The sequence below is a fragment of the Yoonia maritima genome (genome assembly GCF_003003285.1).
In the GTDB taxonomy this organism is placed as follows: domain Bacteria; phylum Pseudomonadota; class Alphaproteobacteria; order Rhodobacterales; family Rhodobacteraceae; genus Yoonia; species Yoonia maritima.
Map to the genome: position 1 here is coordinate 357,564 of NZ_PVTP01000001.1, position 15,374 is coordinate 372,937.

The 15,374-nt window shown below is 54.6% G+C and carries 16 protein-coding genes; 4 read left to right on the forward strand and 12 right to left on the reverse strand.

Going from position 1 to position 15,374, the window contains the following annotated elements; genetic code table 11:
* Positions 1 to 6 precede the first annotated feature (6 nt).
* Positions 7 to 2,670 carry a cyanophycin synthetase gene (cphA, locus tag CLV80_RS01835; RefSeq protein ID WP_311135511.1) on the reverse strand — a complete coding sequence of 888 codons (2,664 nt, stop codon included), beginning with the start codon at positions 2,668 to 2,670 and terminating at the stop codon, positions 7 to 9.
* 311 nt (positions 2,671 to 2,981) lie between these two features.
* Here cphA and CLV80_RS01840 point away from each other — a divergent pair, with 311 nt between their 5' ends.
* Positions 2,982 to 3,815 (forward strand): cyanophycinase, encoded by an 834-nt coding sequence (locus CLV80_RS01840; protein ID WP_106354154.1) that lies wholly within the window; start codon positions 2,982 to 2,984, stop codon positions 3,813 to 3,815.
* A gap of 113 nt (positions 3,816 to 3,928) precedes the next feature.
* Here the strand turns inward: CLV80_RS01840 and CLV80_RS01845 are convergent, their stop codons facing one another.
* Both CLV80_RS01845 and CLV80_RS01850 read right to left on the reverse strand, forming a co-directional pair.
* Positions 3,929 to 4,756 carry a DUF481 domain-containing protein gene (locus tag CLV80_RS01845; protein WP_106354157.1) on the reverse strand — a complete coding sequence of 276 codons (828 nt, stop codon included), beginning with the start codon at positions 4,754 to 4,756 and terminating at the stop codon, positions 3,929 to 3,931.
* 222 nt (positions 4,757 to 4,978) lie between these two features.
* On the reverse strand, positions 4,979 to 5,215 hold the full coding sequence (locus CLV80_RS01850) for a hypothetical protein (RefSeq protein ID WP_106354160.1): 237 nt from the start codon (positions 5,213 to 5,215) through the stop codon (positions 4,979 to 4,981).
* 124 nt (positions 5,216 to 5,339) lie between these two features.
* Here CLV80_RS01850 and CLV80_RS01855 point away from each other — a divergent pair, with 124 nt between their 5' ends.
* Positions 5,340 to 6,095: a Crp/Fnr family transcriptional regulator gene (locus tag CLV80_RS01855; RefSeq protein WP_243394350.1), complete on the forward strand. Its 756-nt coding sequence runs from the start codon at positions 5,340 to 5,342 to the stop codon at positions 6,093 to 6,095.
* A 105-nt stretch (positions 6,096 to 6,200) separates the two neighbouring features.
* Here CLV80_RS01855 and CLV80_RS01860 read toward each other — a convergent pair whose 3' ends face one another.
* The 8 genes from CLV80_RS01860 to CLV80_RS01895 all read right to left on the reverse strand — a co-directional run bounded on the left by CLV80_RS01860 (position 6,201) and on the right by CLV80_RS01895 (position 12,889).
* Positions 6,201 to 6,842: a GNAT family N-acetyltransferase gene (locus CLV80_RS01860; protein ID WP_106354162.1), complete on the reverse strand. Its 642-nt coding sequence runs from the start codon at positions 6,840 to 6,842 to the stop codon at positions 6,201 to 6,203.
* Positions 6,843 to 6,845: 3 nt separating this feature from the next.
* Positions 6,846 to 7,766 carry a carbamate kinase gene (locus CLV80_RS01865; RefSeq protein ID WP_106354164.1) on the reverse strand — a complete coding sequence of 307 codons (921 nt, stop codon included), beginning with the start codon at positions 7,764 to 7,766 and terminating at the stop codon, positions 6,846 to 6,848.
* Position 7,767: 1 nt separating this feature from the next.
* Positions 7,768 to 8,769 carry an ornithine carbamoyltransferase gene (argF, locus tag CLV80_RS01870; protein WP_106354166.1) on the reverse strand — a complete coding sequence of 334 codons (1,002 nt, stop codon included), beginning with the start codon at positions 8,767 to 8,769 and terminating at the stop codon, positions 7,768 to 7,770.
* Between the two features lie 49 nt (positions 8,770 to 8,818).
* Complete coding sequence (locus CLV80_RS01875) at positions 8,819 to 9,241, reverse strand: hypothetical protein (protein ID WP_243394353.1); 423 nt, start codon at positions 9,239 to 9,241, stop codon at positions 8,819 to 8,821.
* Between the two features lie 10 nt (positions 9,242 to 9,251).
* Complete coding sequence (gene arcA / locus CLV80_RS01880) at positions 9,252 to 10,475, reverse strand: arginine deiminase (protein ID WP_106354168.1); 1,224 nt, start codon at positions 10,473 to 10,475, stop codon at positions 9,252 to 9,254.
* Positions 10,472 to 11,920, reverse strand: a complete 1,449-nt coding sequence (locus CLV80_RS01885) for a YfcC family protein (RefSeq protein WP_106354170.1) — start codon at positions 11,918 to 11,920, stop codon at positions 10,472 to 10,474. Before CLV80_RS01885 ends, arcA begins: the two co-directional genes overlap by 4 nt.
* Before the next feature lie 141 nt (positions 11,921 to 12,061).
* Complete coding sequence (locus tag CLV80_RS01890; protein WP_165793293.1) at positions 12,062 to 12,409, reverse strand: hypothetical protein; 348 nt, start codon at positions 12,407 to 12,409, stop codon at positions 12,062 to 12,064.
* 63 nt (positions 12,410 to 12,472) lie between these two features.
* The gene (locus CLV80_RS01895) at positions 12,473 to 12,889 is read right to left on the reverse strand and encodes a hypothetical protein (RefSeq protein ID WP_106354172.1); all 417 of its coding nucleotides are present in this window, start codon (positions 12,887 to 12,889) and stop codon (positions 12,473 to 12,475) included.
* 211 nt (positions 12,890 to 13,100) lie between these two features.
* Between CLV80_RS01895 and CLV80_RS01900 the strand changes: the two genes are divergently transcribed.
* Both CLV80_RS01900 and CLV80_RS01905 read left to right on the forward strand, forming a co-directional pair.
* A complete protein-coding gene (locus CLV80_RS01900; RefSeq protein ID WP_106354174.1) occupies positions 13,101 to 13,301 on the forward strand; it encodes an RSP_7527 family protein in 201 nt (66 codons plus the stop codon).
* Between the two features lie 14 nt (positions 13,302 to 13,315).
* Positions 13,316 to 13,540, forward strand: coding sequence for a DUF1127 domain-containing protein (locus tag CLV80_RS01905; RefSeq protein ID WP_243394356.1), 225 nt, complete (start codon positions 13,316 to 13,318; stop codon positions 13,538 to 13,540).
* Positions 13,541 to 13,622: 82 nt separating this feature from the next.
* Here CLV80_RS01905 and CLV80_RS01910 read toward each other — a convergent pair whose 3' ends face one another.
* Positions 13,623 to 15,353, reverse strand: a complete 1,731-nt coding sequence (locus tag CLV80_RS01910; protein WP_106354177.1) for a PHA/PHB synthase family protein — start codon at positions 15,351 to 15,353, stop codon at positions 13,623 to 13,625.
* Positions 15,354 to 15,374: the final 21 nt, after the last annotated feature.

Sequence of the window (15,374 nt, forward strand, 5' to 3'; positions counted from 1 at the left end):
TGTCTCTTAGGGCAATGCCTTAAGAATTTTGGCAGGGCCCGCGATGCGCGCAAAATGTGCCATGACGGCCTGAAGCATAGGTTCAACTTCGTTCACTTGAACAACGATGAGATCACCGGGGCGGACAATTTCGAACGCGCGCGCGAGAGCTTTGTCCGGATCATTGACGATTTCCACGGCACTCGCTGCGAATCCATTGTCCAAAGCGCCAGATCGCACCAATTCCGAGGTTTCGCTGGGCGTGCGCCCGCGCGGGTCAGCATCGGCCAGAATGATTTTGTCGTACACGTCTGAAAGTGCGGCACCAAATGCCTGTATCTGCGCGTCCACCCTGGTTCCAGTGCCATGGGCCACAACAATCTTTTGCCCCTTTGTCAGATGAGGCAGCACGCGCCCCATGGCCTTCACCGCAGGCGTGTTGTGTCCGTAATCGACAATTACCTTGAACGTGACAAAGTCGATCAGGTTCATGCGCCCAGGGTTTTGGGACGCGCTTGGGTGAAACGTGCTGATGCCGTTTCGTATCATATCGACAGGTAGACCCAGACCGTGCAGCGCTGCCACACCTGCCAGAACATTTGCGATGTTGAACGTGGCCGCACCACTCATGGTGATCGGTGCGTCAAGAACCGAGGACACGTGAATGGTGGGTTCGGGGGAGTGGATGACGATGTTACCTTCCTGCAAGACAACGGCGGTACCACCCATCCCAAGATGCTGCTTGATTATTTCATTTTTAGGCTGAAGCGAGAAGTAGATGACCCTACCGCCCGCCCTGTTCGCGAGCCCCGCAACGATCGGGTCATCCGCATTCAGGACTGACACGCCTGTTTCTTTGACAACTTCAATGACCGTTGCCTTGACCAAAGACAGCTCTTCTAAGTCTTCAACACCGTCGACGCCGATATGGTCTTCGTCGACATTCAGGAAAACGCCGACGTCACAACTATCAAAGCCCAATCCCCGCCGAATGATGCCGCCACGGGCAATTTCAAGAACGGCATGGTCAATGGTTGGCTCGCGCAAAACAATGTTGGACCCTTCAGGACCACTGTAGTCGCCCGCCACGATTTCGACACCATCGATTGCAACGCCCGTTGTCCCGGCAAAACCAACCATGTGCCCGCTGTACTTGAGCGTATGCGCGATCAGTTTCGCGGTCGTCGTTTTCCCGTTTGTTCCCGTCACCGCAATGATAGGAACGTTCATGTCCAACGCTGGCGGGAACAGCATATCCACAAAGGGCTTCGCCACGTCGCGGGCTTGGCCTTCCGTTGGTGCCAAATGCATCCTGAAACCGGGGGCCGCGTTAACCTCGACGATCCCAGCAGATCCGTGAGGCAGCGGTTGATCAAGGCCGGGAGCCACGATATCTATCCCGATGCAATCCATGCCAATGATGCGCGCCACCCGTTCACACATCAGCCGAACGTCCTGATGCACGTTGTCTGTCACGTCACAGGCTGTGCCGCCGGTGCTGAGATTGGCTGTAGATTTCAGATATAGCTTTTCCCCTGCGGCCAATGCACCATCAAGCGTACGGTCTTGGAACGCGAGCAGACGCTGAGACATGTCATCAATTGTTATAGCGGTCAGCACCCGTTCATGACCAATACCGCGTCGCGGGTCTGCGTTGACCTGGTCAATGAGCTGTTGGACCGTAGAGGTTCCATTTCCGACGATATGCGCGGGTTCGCGGCGTGCTGCCGCGACCAAGTTTCCATCAATGACAAGCACTCGGAAATCAAATCCGGTCATCGTTTTCTCAACGATGACATTGGTGCAAATCGCGAAAGCAGACGCAAAGGCAGTTTCAAGCTCGCTATCATCGGACACACGGGCCGATATGCCCCTGCCATGATTGCCAACCTCGGGTTTGACCGCGACAGGATAGCCAAGATCATTGGCAATTTGTGTGGCTTCAACCAGTGAGATCGCGACCCTGCCGTCAGGCGTCGGAATTCCGGCACGGCTGAGAAGTTCCTTCGTTCTGAACTTCTCATCAGCGATTTCAACGCCAATTGCGCTGGTACGATCAGTCATTGTTGCCTGAACATGACGCTGCTTGCAGCCATACCCCAATTGCACGTGGCTGTCGGTGTTAAGGCGTATAGCAGGGATGCCTCTCAGCTTCGCCTCTTCTACAATGCTATTGGTTGAAGGGCCCAGAAGATCGCTTTCTCGCAGGTCTTTAAGCTCGGCGATCACCGAATCGATATCAAAGGGTTGGTTCTGAGCGAGTGCATCCACCAATGCGACAGCAGCTTCACCCGCCTTAAGACCGGCCGATTCAACGCGGTAGCGATAGACAACTTTGTAGATGCCGTCGCCATCGGTGTCATATGTTTTGCCGAACCCAACTTCCATTCCAGCGAGACACTGCAATTCCAAGGCAACATGTTCGGCGATATGACCAATCCATGTGCCGCGTCGCAGTCGTTGAATGAACCCACCTGGCCCGCCGACGGAACATCCATGACTTTGCAACGTCGGGATCAGCGTGATTAAGCGGTCTGTAAAACCGTCCAAGGTGTCAGAGGGTTGCTGCTCGTATGCGCCAATATCCAGCAGCATGAAGATTGCCTGATATCTACTGTAGCGATTTGGTCCCCGCAGGGCCCGATGCTCTATAATTTTCACGTGATGACCTTCCGTGCGCTTTAAGCGCACTACGGACGCCAGACTCAATTTGCATGAGCAGGGCGAAATGAAGCTGTCTTGTTGAAGATAAACGGTGCATGTAACGGGTCAGGGTGACTGAACCCGACCTGTTTAGAAAACTGTTAGCTGTTTCATACGTTCAAACGCCCAAATCGCGCTGTCTGGGTAAACTGGAACGGGACAGGTCTCACTGACAAGAAACGGCGTCAGTTTTCTCAAGATGTCGCGTTCCAACTAACACGGCTCGACCTTCATTGCTAGCCAAATGCGCTTGCGCTGGTGGCGATGAAGAGACTGCATAATCCTAGGAGCCATTGACTATGCCACGTTATCTGATCCCAATCGGCGGAAATGAAGAGAAATCTGCAAACTCCGAGATTTTTCAAGAGATGGTCGCATTGGCTGGGGGTCCCAAAGCGCGCGTTGTTATCGTGCCAACAGCAAGCGAAGACCCGAAAGACCGGGGGCGTGACTACCAGCAGTTGTTTTTGAGTTTCGGCCCTGAAGCAGTGGATGTTGTCCATATCGGCGAGCGTCCCGATGCCGGATCTGAGGCGCTCGCCGAGATAGTCAGCAAGGCGACACTTTTCATGTTTGGAGGCGGGGACCAGCTTCGGCTGTCGTCGTTGATCGGTGGAACGCCGCTACATAAGGCGCTTTTGGAGAGATACCAGTCAGGCAGTTGTGTCATTGCAGGAACATCAGCCGGTGCTGCGGTTATTCCCGAAGGCATGATATTTCAAAACAATAACTTCCGCTCGTTCCGTAAAGGCGGGATCGAAATGACCAAAGGGCTGGGGTTGATCCACGACACTATTTTTGACACCCATTTTGTCGAGCGATCCCGCATCTCGCGTCTCGTCCACGCGGTTTCAACCAATCCGGCAATGCTGGGCCTTGGCATTGGAGAAGACACAGGGTTGCTGATCGAGGATGAAACCACAGCCCGCGTGATTGGGGCCGGAACGGTGATCGTGATCGACGGCAGCGCCATTGAAATCAACGATGTTGGGTACGTCGAAAACGGCAATCCCTTTGCCCTTACCAACGTGATCTATTCGGTCCTGACACCGGGCGTCGTTTACGATCTGAAGCAGCGCAAGGTGATTGATCCGGGACCGATTGCACCACCGCCAAGTCTGATACCGCGTTGAAAACATAGAACCCATAACATGGCAATCTTCGTTCATTTGGATTGCAATAGTGAATAAAAAAGGGGCGGAATGACCCGCCCCTTCCAAAGGTGCCACGAGGGAATGTCTATCCGTTAATTGTACGAATACACGAGCGAGACACCTAAGGTGTTGTCGGTATCTTCTGCTGTTCCGGGTTCTGTGTGGAACTCGGTCAGGATGCTTGTCCGCAAGGCAAGCGTATTGGTCATGGCCACATTCATTGCCAAGTCGTTGAAGACAACAGTGTCAGATTCAGACCAGATTGCATCGGTATCATTGGTCAGGAAGACGGTTTCAGTCAGCTTCTGAGCATAGTCAGAGGATACGCCGAAAGCGCCTTCATCCACGTCACCGTCGCCGATGTCGTTGAGTTCCGCAAAGCGGTAGCCTGGGCCAGCCTGAACAGACCACTGACGATTTGCGTCGTTAAAAACACGGTAGCCCGCACCAAAGCTGACGAAGGTATCCGTTTCATACTGCGCGTCTGTTGCACTGTCAGCCGAACCTTGCACTTTGGCAAAACCAAAGAATTGCGGGGTCAGGTCGCGGGTATACTCAAGCCCGTAGAACAAGCTTTCCTCTGAGGCAGAGTCATCATCGTCGCTGAAGGCATAGTTCAACTGCAACTCAATACCATTGGGTCCGAACACATAGTTCATGTCAGAACCAATACCGATATTGGTCGCATCTGTGTTGCCGCTTTGCACGATACCACGCAGTGCCACAGAACCGGCAAAGCCATCTGGGCGGCCCTCATTGCCGAAACGGTCAAGTTCACGCTCTGCATCGTCTTCAATGGCTTCGACCAGGTCTTCGTTCAGGTCGCCTGCAACAGTGTCACGACCAATCAAGGTTTGCGCTGATGCGGATGTTGTGACGATTGCGGCAATTGCCGCTACGATAAATACATTCTTTGTCATTGGTCTATCCTTTCCCAACTAGGTTACTGGTACCGTCATAGCCGTGTCAGATTTTCCAAACCTGACGCAGGTTAGCGCCAAGGCGTTTTATTCTTTCCTAAGTCAGAATGTGTGCAAGGAAGCGATCTGTCCTAGCACCTTCGATAAGCGTGCGCTGGCCTCTGGAAATGAGGCGGAAGCCACACCGATATGAGCTGTTGCTTGTGGCATTGGTCTTTAGGATCATGTCCGACGCACTGAATTCCCACCAGCGATGATCTTCCCGATCAGCAAAGCAACTGCTTTATGTTCTTCTATCTCGGCGTCAGAACCGGCCGCATTTTCATGTGTGGCGGCGGCATCTTCAAGCACACCCATAATTTCCCGTTCGGGCAGGACCTTCGCGTCATTCAGTGCAAGCAGAAGTGCCTCGCAAATTGAAAGTGCTGCGATACCTGATTGCGTGCTATGCTGGGACATATTGTTGGCCTCTCCGGACTGTTGCGCTTGCGCAGGGGACCCGTGCAGCGGTCACGGCAAACTTGCAAGATACCAGAAACACCGGACTGATCGAGATCAGTCGACGACGGGTTTTTGTCGATAAGTGTTCATTATTTCGGGGAAGGGGACTATCATCGAAAAGAGACCACTTGCGCGCAAACTAAGCGCCTTTGTCGCACTGTCTGACGCGGAGCTTTCCGTTCTCGAAAGATTGCACAAACGCAGGCGTACCTTTGTCGCAGGACGCGATTTGGTGCATCAGGGGCAGGCGGATCAAGCCGCCTATATCCTTCTGTCCGGTTGGGCGTGTTCGTACAAACTTTTGCATGACGGCCAACGACAAATCGTGGATTTCCAAATCCCGGGCGACTTTTTGGGGTTGCGCAGTGTGGTCCTGCACGTCTCGGATCACAGCGTTGAGCCGGTTACAGACTTAGAAGTCACCGAAGTTTTTGCCGCTGATCTGTTTGAGGCATTTGCGCAGACACCACGTCTGGCGACAGCACTTCTTTGGACGGCGTCCCGTGATGAGGCGATGGTGGTGGAACATCTGGTCGGGATCGGTCGGCGCGGTGCGGCCGAACGCATGGCCCATTTCCTGCTGGAACTTGGCAACAGATTGACCCTTGTTGGGTTGGGCAGCAAGGCAGGATATGATTGTCCGCTGACCCAATATTTGATCGCCGATGCAATCGGCTTGAGTGCTGTGCATGTTAATCGGGTGCTGCGACAGCTGCGCGAGGATGGTTTGGCTACATTTCGCGATGGGCATGTTACGTTTGATGATTATGATAAGTTAGCCGCGTTTGCCGATTTTGAAACGAGCTATCTGGATCAGCTTGGGCCATTGTTGAAGTAAAGGGCTTCTTTGCATGCATGCGTTGCGCACAAGACGGGAAACACGCAGGTAGAGAGGGGGGACAGGGATATATCCCTGCCTACGTGTTTCCCGTTTGTCGATTGTTCACTGTTGAACAGGGAACAGTTTGAGTATCGCACCGCCATCATCTTCCCACACTGATACAGGTTTGCTCAGACCTTTAAACTTCTGAGTCTTTTGCCACGCCTTTGCAACTGGTTGATCGGGACCCGGGACCACAGGAAATCTGATATTCATCTCTGGGCCAACATGCGAAGACTGCGCACAATCAAAATGGTCCAGCAGCCCGCGCATGGCAGCGTTTTCGCTGTGGACCAAAGCATTGAACGCAGTAATGCCGCCCTCTTGCGCAAATTTGCCCAACACGCTAAGCAGCAGGCTGCCAAGTCCAAGGTGCTGATAGCTGTCGGAAATGGTGATCGCGATTTCTGCAACGTGCGGTTGGTCGGGCAGTCGAATATAACGAGCAATGCCGACCGGTTCAGGTTCGGCCGTGCCAATCAACACGGCACCAACAGCGACGTGATCTGGCGTGTTGGTCGCTGTGAACGTGTCCAACTCCTTTTCCGTTAGGTCGTTGTGTGCGCCTAGAAAACGGAAGTATTTTGCACGGGATGACAGGTGCTCAAAACCAACCTCCAACAGATGACGGTCGTCTTTTGTGACCTCTCTGATCAGAACAGAGGTGCCGTTTTTCAGATCTGTCGTGAAGGGTGGGAAGTCCATTCTTTAAGAAGGCCCTTTGGAGTACACGCGTGTTCCGGCATATCCATCAAGTATAGCACGGGCATCTGTAAGCTGACCGATGCCCGCATACTTGCCGCCTTCGTTGATGAAAGCTGCAGCCGCAGTAGCTTTTGGCCCCATGGATCCAAGCGGTAGTTCAAGGGTTTCAATCTCGGACGGTGTTATTGACCCGATGATGCGTTGATCATCGCCGCCAAAATTGCGATAGATGCCCGCCACATCTGTCAGCAGCAACAGCGCATCAGCATTCAGACCAAAAGCCAAAAGGGCGGACGTGCGGTCCTTGTCTATGACGGCTTCGACGCCCTCCATTTCGCCAATTGCATTACGCATCACCGGAATACCGCCGCCGCCCGCGCAGATAACGATATGCTTGGCGGCCAGCAGCGCCTTGATGGCATCCAGACCGATGATCCGCAGGGGCAGGGGCGACGGTACAACCCGTCTGCGGCTCCCCGATGTTTCGCTTACCATCGACCAGCCGTGTTCGCTTGCGACCTGTGCCGCCTCATCGGCGGAATAGACTGGACCAATCGGTTTGTTTGGATTCGCAAAAGCAGGGTCATTTGGATCGACTTCAACCCGGCTGAGCAGCGTCGCGCAATGTGCGTCTGTCGGCAGGGCATTCATAAGTTCCTGTTCGATCAGATAACCGATCATGCCGTCTGTTTCGGCGCCCAGAACATCCAGCGGCCATGGCTTGGCTGGGTCATAGGCTGCCCCATGCAGCGCCAAAAGACCAACTTGCGGTCCATTGCCATGGGCTACAATGATCTCATGGTCATGCGCCAGATCAGCAAGTGCGAGGACGGCAATCTTGACGTTTGTCCGTTGAACGGCTGCCGTCATCGGCTCGCCCCGACGCAGCAATGCATTCCCGCCAAGGGCTACGACCACGCGCATGTCAGGCCCCCATCGTGGCGACAAGGACTGCCTTGATCGTGTGCATCCGGTTTTCCGCCTGATCAAAAACGACAGAGGCGGGGGACTCAAAAACCTCTTCGGTCACTTCCATGCAGTCGATGTCGAATTTCTGGAAAGTATCTTCGCCAACTTCGGTGTCGCGATTGTGGAAGGCGGGAAGGCAATGCATGAACTTTGCATAGGGTTTCTTAGTTTTTTCCATCACTTCGATTGTGACGCGGTAAGGTGACAGCAGCGCGATGCGCTCTTCCCAAACCTCATCAGGTTCGCCCATAGACACCCAGACATCGGTATAGACGAAATCTGCGCCCTCTAGCCCTTCGGCATGCTTTTCGGTCAGGGTGATCCGCGCGCCCGTGGTCTCGGCGATTGTGCGGCACTGTGTGACCAAATCGCTATCCGGCCAGCAACTTTGTGGGCCACACAGGCGGATATCCATACCGATCAAGGCGGCACCCACCAACAGGCTTGAGCCCATGTTATTGCCCGCATCCCCCATAAAGCAGAACGCAATGTCGGACAGATGTTTATGGGTGAATTCCTTCATCGTCATCAGATCAGCAAGTATTTGCGTCGGGTGGAATTCATCCGTCAGCCCGTTGAAGACTGGCACGCCCGAGAATTCGGCAAGCACTTCGGCGTCTTTCTGGCCAAAGCCGCGATATTCAATACCGTCATAGAACCGGCCAAGAACGCGAGCGGTGTCTTTCATCGTTTCTTTATGGCCGATATGGCTGCCTGATGGACCCAGATAGGTGACATGTGCGCCTTGATCGTAGGCTGCAACCTCAAAACCGCTGCGGGTGCGGGTGCTGTCTTTTTCAAAGATCAGGGCAATGTTTTTACCCTCCAGCATTTGCCGCTCGTAACCGCCAGCTTTGGCCATCTTAAGGCTTGCAGCCAGTTGCAGCAGGTGCCGGATTTGATCAGGTGTGAAATCAAGCAGCTTAACGAAACTGCGTCCGCGTAGGTTCTGTGGCATGGGATGTTCCTTAGCAAATGAATGAAAAGTGGAGGATCTGGACGTGTTGTCAGGGTTTCAGGTACTGTTTGGAAGTTACGGCGCGCAAATAGAGCGCAATTGCGATCCAGATGCCTGCGCGCAGGACCATGGCACCCACGGTGCGCATCTCGTACGGGTTGCCCTGTAGGATGTGCCAACCAAGCAAGGCAAATACTACGACAATGGCCACGGCCAATGCGATAGCTGCCAGATTTGCCCATACCATTCGCAGTGCGATGCCCAAACCGACTGCCATGTAGGCGAAGCCAGACAAAAAGTTGAACCACAACACAAAAGGTACAGCGTCGCCCACAGCTACGCGCATGGCAGACGGACCAAACAGAGCGCTGCCACCAGACAGAATTGTCAAAGCGCCAAAGGCCAGCGCAACTGCGGCTGCGATCCAAATGCCCATAGGTACCGTTTTCAATTTACCTTGCCGTGGTGTCACCAGATGTTCCTCAAACAGCATCGCGGATCAGGGGGCAGGTCATGCAATGTGATCCTCCACGTCCGCGCCCCAGTTCGGATCCGGGGATCGTGATGACCTCGACGCCTGCTTTGCGCAGGAGTGTGTTTGAATCGACGTTACGCTCGTAGCCGACGACAACGCCGGGCTCGAGGCAGAGCAGATTATTGGCATCGTCCCACTGTTCGCGTGCGGCCTCGTATGCGTCGCCGCCTGTTGGCACGGTGCGCAGCTTTTTGATGCCCAAAGCGTTTGCGACGACTTCGAGGAAAGGTTTCGTTTCCACCTCAACCGCAATGGTTTTGTGGTCCGTTGGGCGCAGGCTTGTGCAGCGGATTGCGTCTGTGACTTCGGTAAAGACAGTGACCAGATCGCGGTCGCAGAAGGTGAACACCGTATCAAGATGCATCGCGCTGCGCGATTTGGGGAACTGGCAGGCAATCACACGGGTCGCACCGCCGCCCGCAAACAGGCCGCGGGCGATTTGACCGACCGCTTGCGGCGTCGTGCGTTCGCCCATGCCGATCAGAACGGTGCCGTTGCCGATCGGCATGACATCGCCCCCTTCGACGGTGGCAGGGCCGTGATCCAGTTTTGGGTCACCCCACCAGATGGGAAAATCGGCGTCTTTGAAATCGGGGTGGAACCGATAGATCGCAGCAAGGTTCAGTGTCTCTAACCGGCGCGCAGGCCAGTGCATTGGGTTCAGTGTCACACCGCCATAAATCCAACAGGTCGTGTCGCGTGTGAAGATGTGGTTGGGTAGGGGTGGCAGGATGAAATCAGCAGGCTCTAGCATCGGGGCCAGAACGCCTTTGGCGGCAATGGGCAATTCAGCGCGGCTCATACCGCCAATCAGAATGGTGGACAGCAACCTTGCATCGACTTCCATCAAATGCGCCAGCAGATCGTCGGCAAGACCGATACCAACGGTATTGTCGTTGATCCGCGCCTCCAACAACCAGCGTCGGGCGTCCATGTCGGCCAAGGTTTCGGTCAACAGTTGGCGCAGAAATACCACCTCAACCCCGCGATTGCGCATCGCATCCACGAAGGTCATGTGTTCAATCCGCGCCTGCTTGACCCAGATCACATCGTCAAACAGTAGCTCTTCGCAGTTACTGGGTGTCAGCCTGGCCATTGCTGACCCTGGTTTATGCACCAGAACGCGGCGCAGTTTGCCCGCCTCGGAATTAACGCCATAAGTCAAGGTCATGCGGGGGTTCCTCCCATGAGGGCGCCAATGCTGAGGGCGGCCATGATGATGATGGTAAGACCCAAAAGAACGGGCCAGACAAAGCGCAGCCAGCGCTCATAGGGAACGCGGGCGATAGCAAGGCCGCCCATGACCACAGCGGATGTGGGCGTCACAAGGTTGACGACGCCCGTGGCAGATTGGAATGCGGTGACGATCAAACTGCGCTCGACCCCCGCAAAATCACCGACTGGGGCAAGGACAGGCATGGACAGAACAGCGAGACCAGAGGTTGAGGGTACAAAGAACGCCAGCACAACCTCGATCCAGTACATCACGTTGATAAACACGACATTGCTGAGACCCGCGACAGTGCCTTCGGCCCAATGTAGGACCGTATCGGTCATGTCGCCTGCGTCCATGATCACCACGATACCGCGTGCAAGCCCGATGATGAGGGCTACGCCCAAAAGATCGCGGGCACCGCCAACGAAAGCATCAACCAACCCTTTTTCACCAAGACGCCCGATCAAGCCGATGGCGATGCCTGCAAAAAGGAATAGCCCGCTCATTTCGGCCATCCACCAGCCGCCAAGGGACACGCCCCAGATCATGACGGCAAAGGTTGTGCCGAACAGGATGAGGACGATCTTTTGTAGCCCTGTGAAGTCAGTTGTGGCTTCGGACGTGTTCCGAAAATGTGCTTCATTCGCGGCCTTGAGATCAAACACAAGACTACGGGATGGATCGGCTTTGACCCGTGCGGCATAGCGCATGACGTAGGCCACGGTGGCCGCGAATGTCAGCCCAAGGATAACAAAGCGCAGCATCAACCCATCGGTGAAAGGGATACCTGCTGCATCCGACGCGATAACGGTGGAAAAAGCGTTCACGGTTGAACCGAGAACACCCACACCTGCACCCAGCATGACCACCGCCGCAGCTGTTAGCGCGTCATACCCCGCTGCAATAATAACGGGCGTCAGGATTACATAAAACGCCAACGTTTCTTCTGCCATGCCATAGGTTGAACCACCGGCCGCAAAGAGCGCCATCAAGATCGGGATCATCCATTTTTCACGCCCCTTTAGGCGCGTCATGGCGCGTTTGATGCCAGCGTCGATGGCTCCCGTCGCCGTGACCACCCCAATAAATCCACCGATCATCAGCACGAACAGGGCCACGTCGATTGCGTTAGCCGTATAGCTGCCGGGATCATAGAACCCTGCAATTGGCGCAAGGATAACATCAAAGAACCCCTGCGGGTTGGCATCCGTGAGTGCGTAGGTGCCTGCAACGGGCACGTCCTTGCCAAGTGCCGCGGAGGCGACGCGGTCATATTCGCCTGCGGGGATCACCCATGTCAGCGCTGCAATAATCACGATCAGCGCGAACAGGATGGTATAAGCTGAGGGAAAGCTGAATCGGGTCTTTTTCGGGGCGGGGTCTAAGGTGGTTTGGGTCATGATCGCGTCCTTTGTTGCCGGACCGCCAAAAGGCAGCGGTGTTGATGCGACGTTAGCGGAGGACCAAAGATGCCATGCTGATTGAGGTTAGGTGGCTTGAAAATGAATGCCTGACGGCAGGTTCATCTTGCCATCGCCAAATCAATTCAAAGGGGTTTGTTGATGGGTCAGGCGCAGCCAAGTTCCGTCATCATCGACGTAGGTCGACGTGCAAAGTGCTTGATAAATTGGCACATCGCCCCGTTCAGCAGAAGCGTGGTAGACCAGAACTGCGATGTTGTCTTGCTGGGTAAAATGACGCTCACTCATCTCGACAGACCGCCACCTTTGCGCGACGTCGGCCTCTCGAAAGGCAGCATCTCCTTGTAGGATCCCCGCGGGGTAGGGGAGTACAAAGACGGCGTCTTTTGCCGTCATATGGCGTGCGCTATCTGCACCTCTTGTCCAGAAATGCTCTTCCATATCCCAAAGGGTGTTAGCGGTTTTCATAGTGTCCACATGTTCAGATTTGTTGGATGATATGCGCAAGTCAGGTTCAAAATACGCTGCATTCTATTGGCCAAGCGCAAGATTGATAATCCAGCCAAGAATGAGAAATGCGATGATATACCCATAGATTGGTACACGCATTGCCAGCGCGGGCAGGTCGATCTGCTCATCCGCAGGCCTCGCAGTTGTGGCCGTTCTCTTTCTGGGGAGAAGGTCAAGAAGTGCTGAGATCACCTTGCCTTGATCGCGCCCCAGTGTCGGCACATCTTTGAAGCGCGTCATCAGAGTATCTAATCTTTTACGTGCCGGCCCATTGGGCATCGCCGCCAAGTTAGAAGCCTCGGTCCATGGATCAACTTCAAGCCTTGCCAGCATCGAAAGGACGGAAATATTTATGCCATTCACGTCCTCGCCCACCGTGGCGCTCAGAAACCGCTCAAACGCCGGGTTTTGTCCCATTTGGTCCATTGTGAGTGTCATGATGTGTGGCCTTTCCTGATGCCCTTTGTCCGCGACCAGATTGGAGAGTTTCTTCCACCCCTGTGCTGACGCAGGTCAGTGTCATGGTGTTTCGGGCATAGCACCATCAAGCTATGTGCATGCCGCATAGCGACTATGGTTAGGACTTTGCCGGTTGGGATCACATGTGTTGAGAGCGGCAATGACGCCGCCCCAACGAAATGAGGAGACCATGAATACACATACATCCACCGCATCGACGCAACCGGCCCCAAGTCCCGCAACTGTCGATCAATACATCGCGCAAGCGCATCAAATGCGCGCCGAATACATTGCCACATCCGTAAAATCTGGTTTGGCAACACTGCGTGGTTTGTTCTCGCACAAGCCTATTGCTGCGAAGACCGCAGCGAAATTGTCGTCTGCGCATTGATAGGGAGAATGAATATGACACACCAAAACATCTTACATCGTCATCCGTTCCACAGCTTTGCGCATGCGATGGATCGCATCCGTGCAAACTGGGCAGCGCAACGCAAGATCAATGCGGCCTACGACGAAACCCACCGAGAATTGTCTGCAATGTCGACGCGGGAATTGACCGACATCGGTATTGATCGGGCTGACATTCCAAAAGTCGCGGCCGAAGCTGTATCCATGACGTCAGGCTAAGGGCCTGACGTTTGCCAAGCCAGTTCAACTGCACTGCGGCAACGAACGACATGGCGGCAACCACCCCCAAAACGACGCAGCTTCATCGTTGCATCACATATGTGCCGGGCGCATCGCACAACGCTTTGTAGCGACCTGATTTTGCGCCCATATGTGGTATTTCCACGGGCGCGCTTGATCGCGCAGCCAGCCAACTGGCAAAATCTTTCCACCATGTGCCGTCCTCGGGCGCGTTGGCTGTGAGCCATTCATCAGGATCGCTATAGGGTGCTGTCGCTTTGGTATCTGCAATGCGAAAATGACGCCCCTTATGGCCCGGTTCGGATAAGATACCGGCGTTGTGCCCGCCACTGGTCAGCACAAAGGTCACATCAGTATCGGCAAACAGATGCAGCTTATAGACCGACCGCCACGGGGCGACATGATCGTCCTCGGTGCCAACCGCAAAGATAGGCGCGCGAATGTCGGATACGGCAATTGCCTTGTCACCCACGCGGTATCGCCCCTCTGCCAGATCATTGTTCAGGATCAGTTTGCGCAGGTATTCCGAATGCATACGGGCTGGCATGCGTGTGCCATCTGCGTTCCAGACCATCAGATCGAAAGCCTCAGCGCGATCCCCCATCAGGTAGTTTTTTATTGCAGGACCCCAGATCAGATCACGGGCGCGTAGCATGGCAAAGGCGCCAGCCATTTGATCAGATGAAAGATAGCCTTTGTCCGCCATCATATCCTCAATTAACGTGACTTCGCTGTCGTTGACAAAGAGCCGCAACTGGCCAGCCTCGGTAAAATCAACCTGTGCCGCAAGGAACGAGGTTGATGCAAGGCGGTCGTCACCATCGCGCCCCATCGCCGCCGCTGCGATGGACAGCAGCGTACCACCAAGGCAGTAGCCAACAGCGTTCAGTTTTGGTGCATCTGTGATCGCCAGTGCGGCATCCATGGCGTCCATCACGCCAAGTTTGCGGTAATCCTCCATACTCAGATCGCGATCCTCGGCATCAGGGTTTTTCCACGAGATCATAAAGACGGTGAAGCCTTTCCCAACCAGAAAGCGGACCAGTGAGTTGTGCGATGACAGGTCCAGAATGTAATACTTCATGATCCATGCAGGCACGATCAAGATTGGTTCGGGATGCACAGTTCCGGTCTCAGGGCTGTATTGGATCAGCTCGATCAGGGCATTGCGAAACACGACTTTGCCGGGTGCGGTGGCCAGATTGACGCCGACCTCGAACGCCTGCGGACTATCGTCTTGTGCGTATCCGTTTTTGCGCGCGATATCTTCGGATAAGTGCTGCGACCCACGGATCAAATTCTGGCCACTCTGCGCAAAGGTTGCTGCAATCACATCAGGGTTCGTGGGCGCAAAATTCGATGGTGCACCTGCGTCAACCGTCAGGCCGGTAACAAACGCTATCAGGTTTTGATGTTCGGGTGTAACCCCGTGAACGCCCGTCGTTGCGTCCTGCCACCACTGCCAAGACTGCTGATGCGCTTGTGACCAGACGTTGAACGGGTAGTTCTGCCAGCCTTCGCCAGAAAACCGATGATCAGTTTCGGCCTCGAGCCGATCCACGCCAAGGCTGGTCGCGCCAAGCGCTGACAGGTTCTGGAACGCCTGCGTAGCTAGTTGCAATTGCTTGCCCGGTGATGCGGCCAGATGGGTAGCCCAGTCCATCCATGCTTCAGCAAGAACCGAAGGGGATAGTCCCGAAGTCGCCTTCGCAACATTTGCGTGGGCCATATGGTCAAGCGTTTGATAAAGAGTTTGTGGCTCTGATTTCGGTTTTTTCTTGTCGGTCAACATGATGGCTCCTTCACGAAAGGC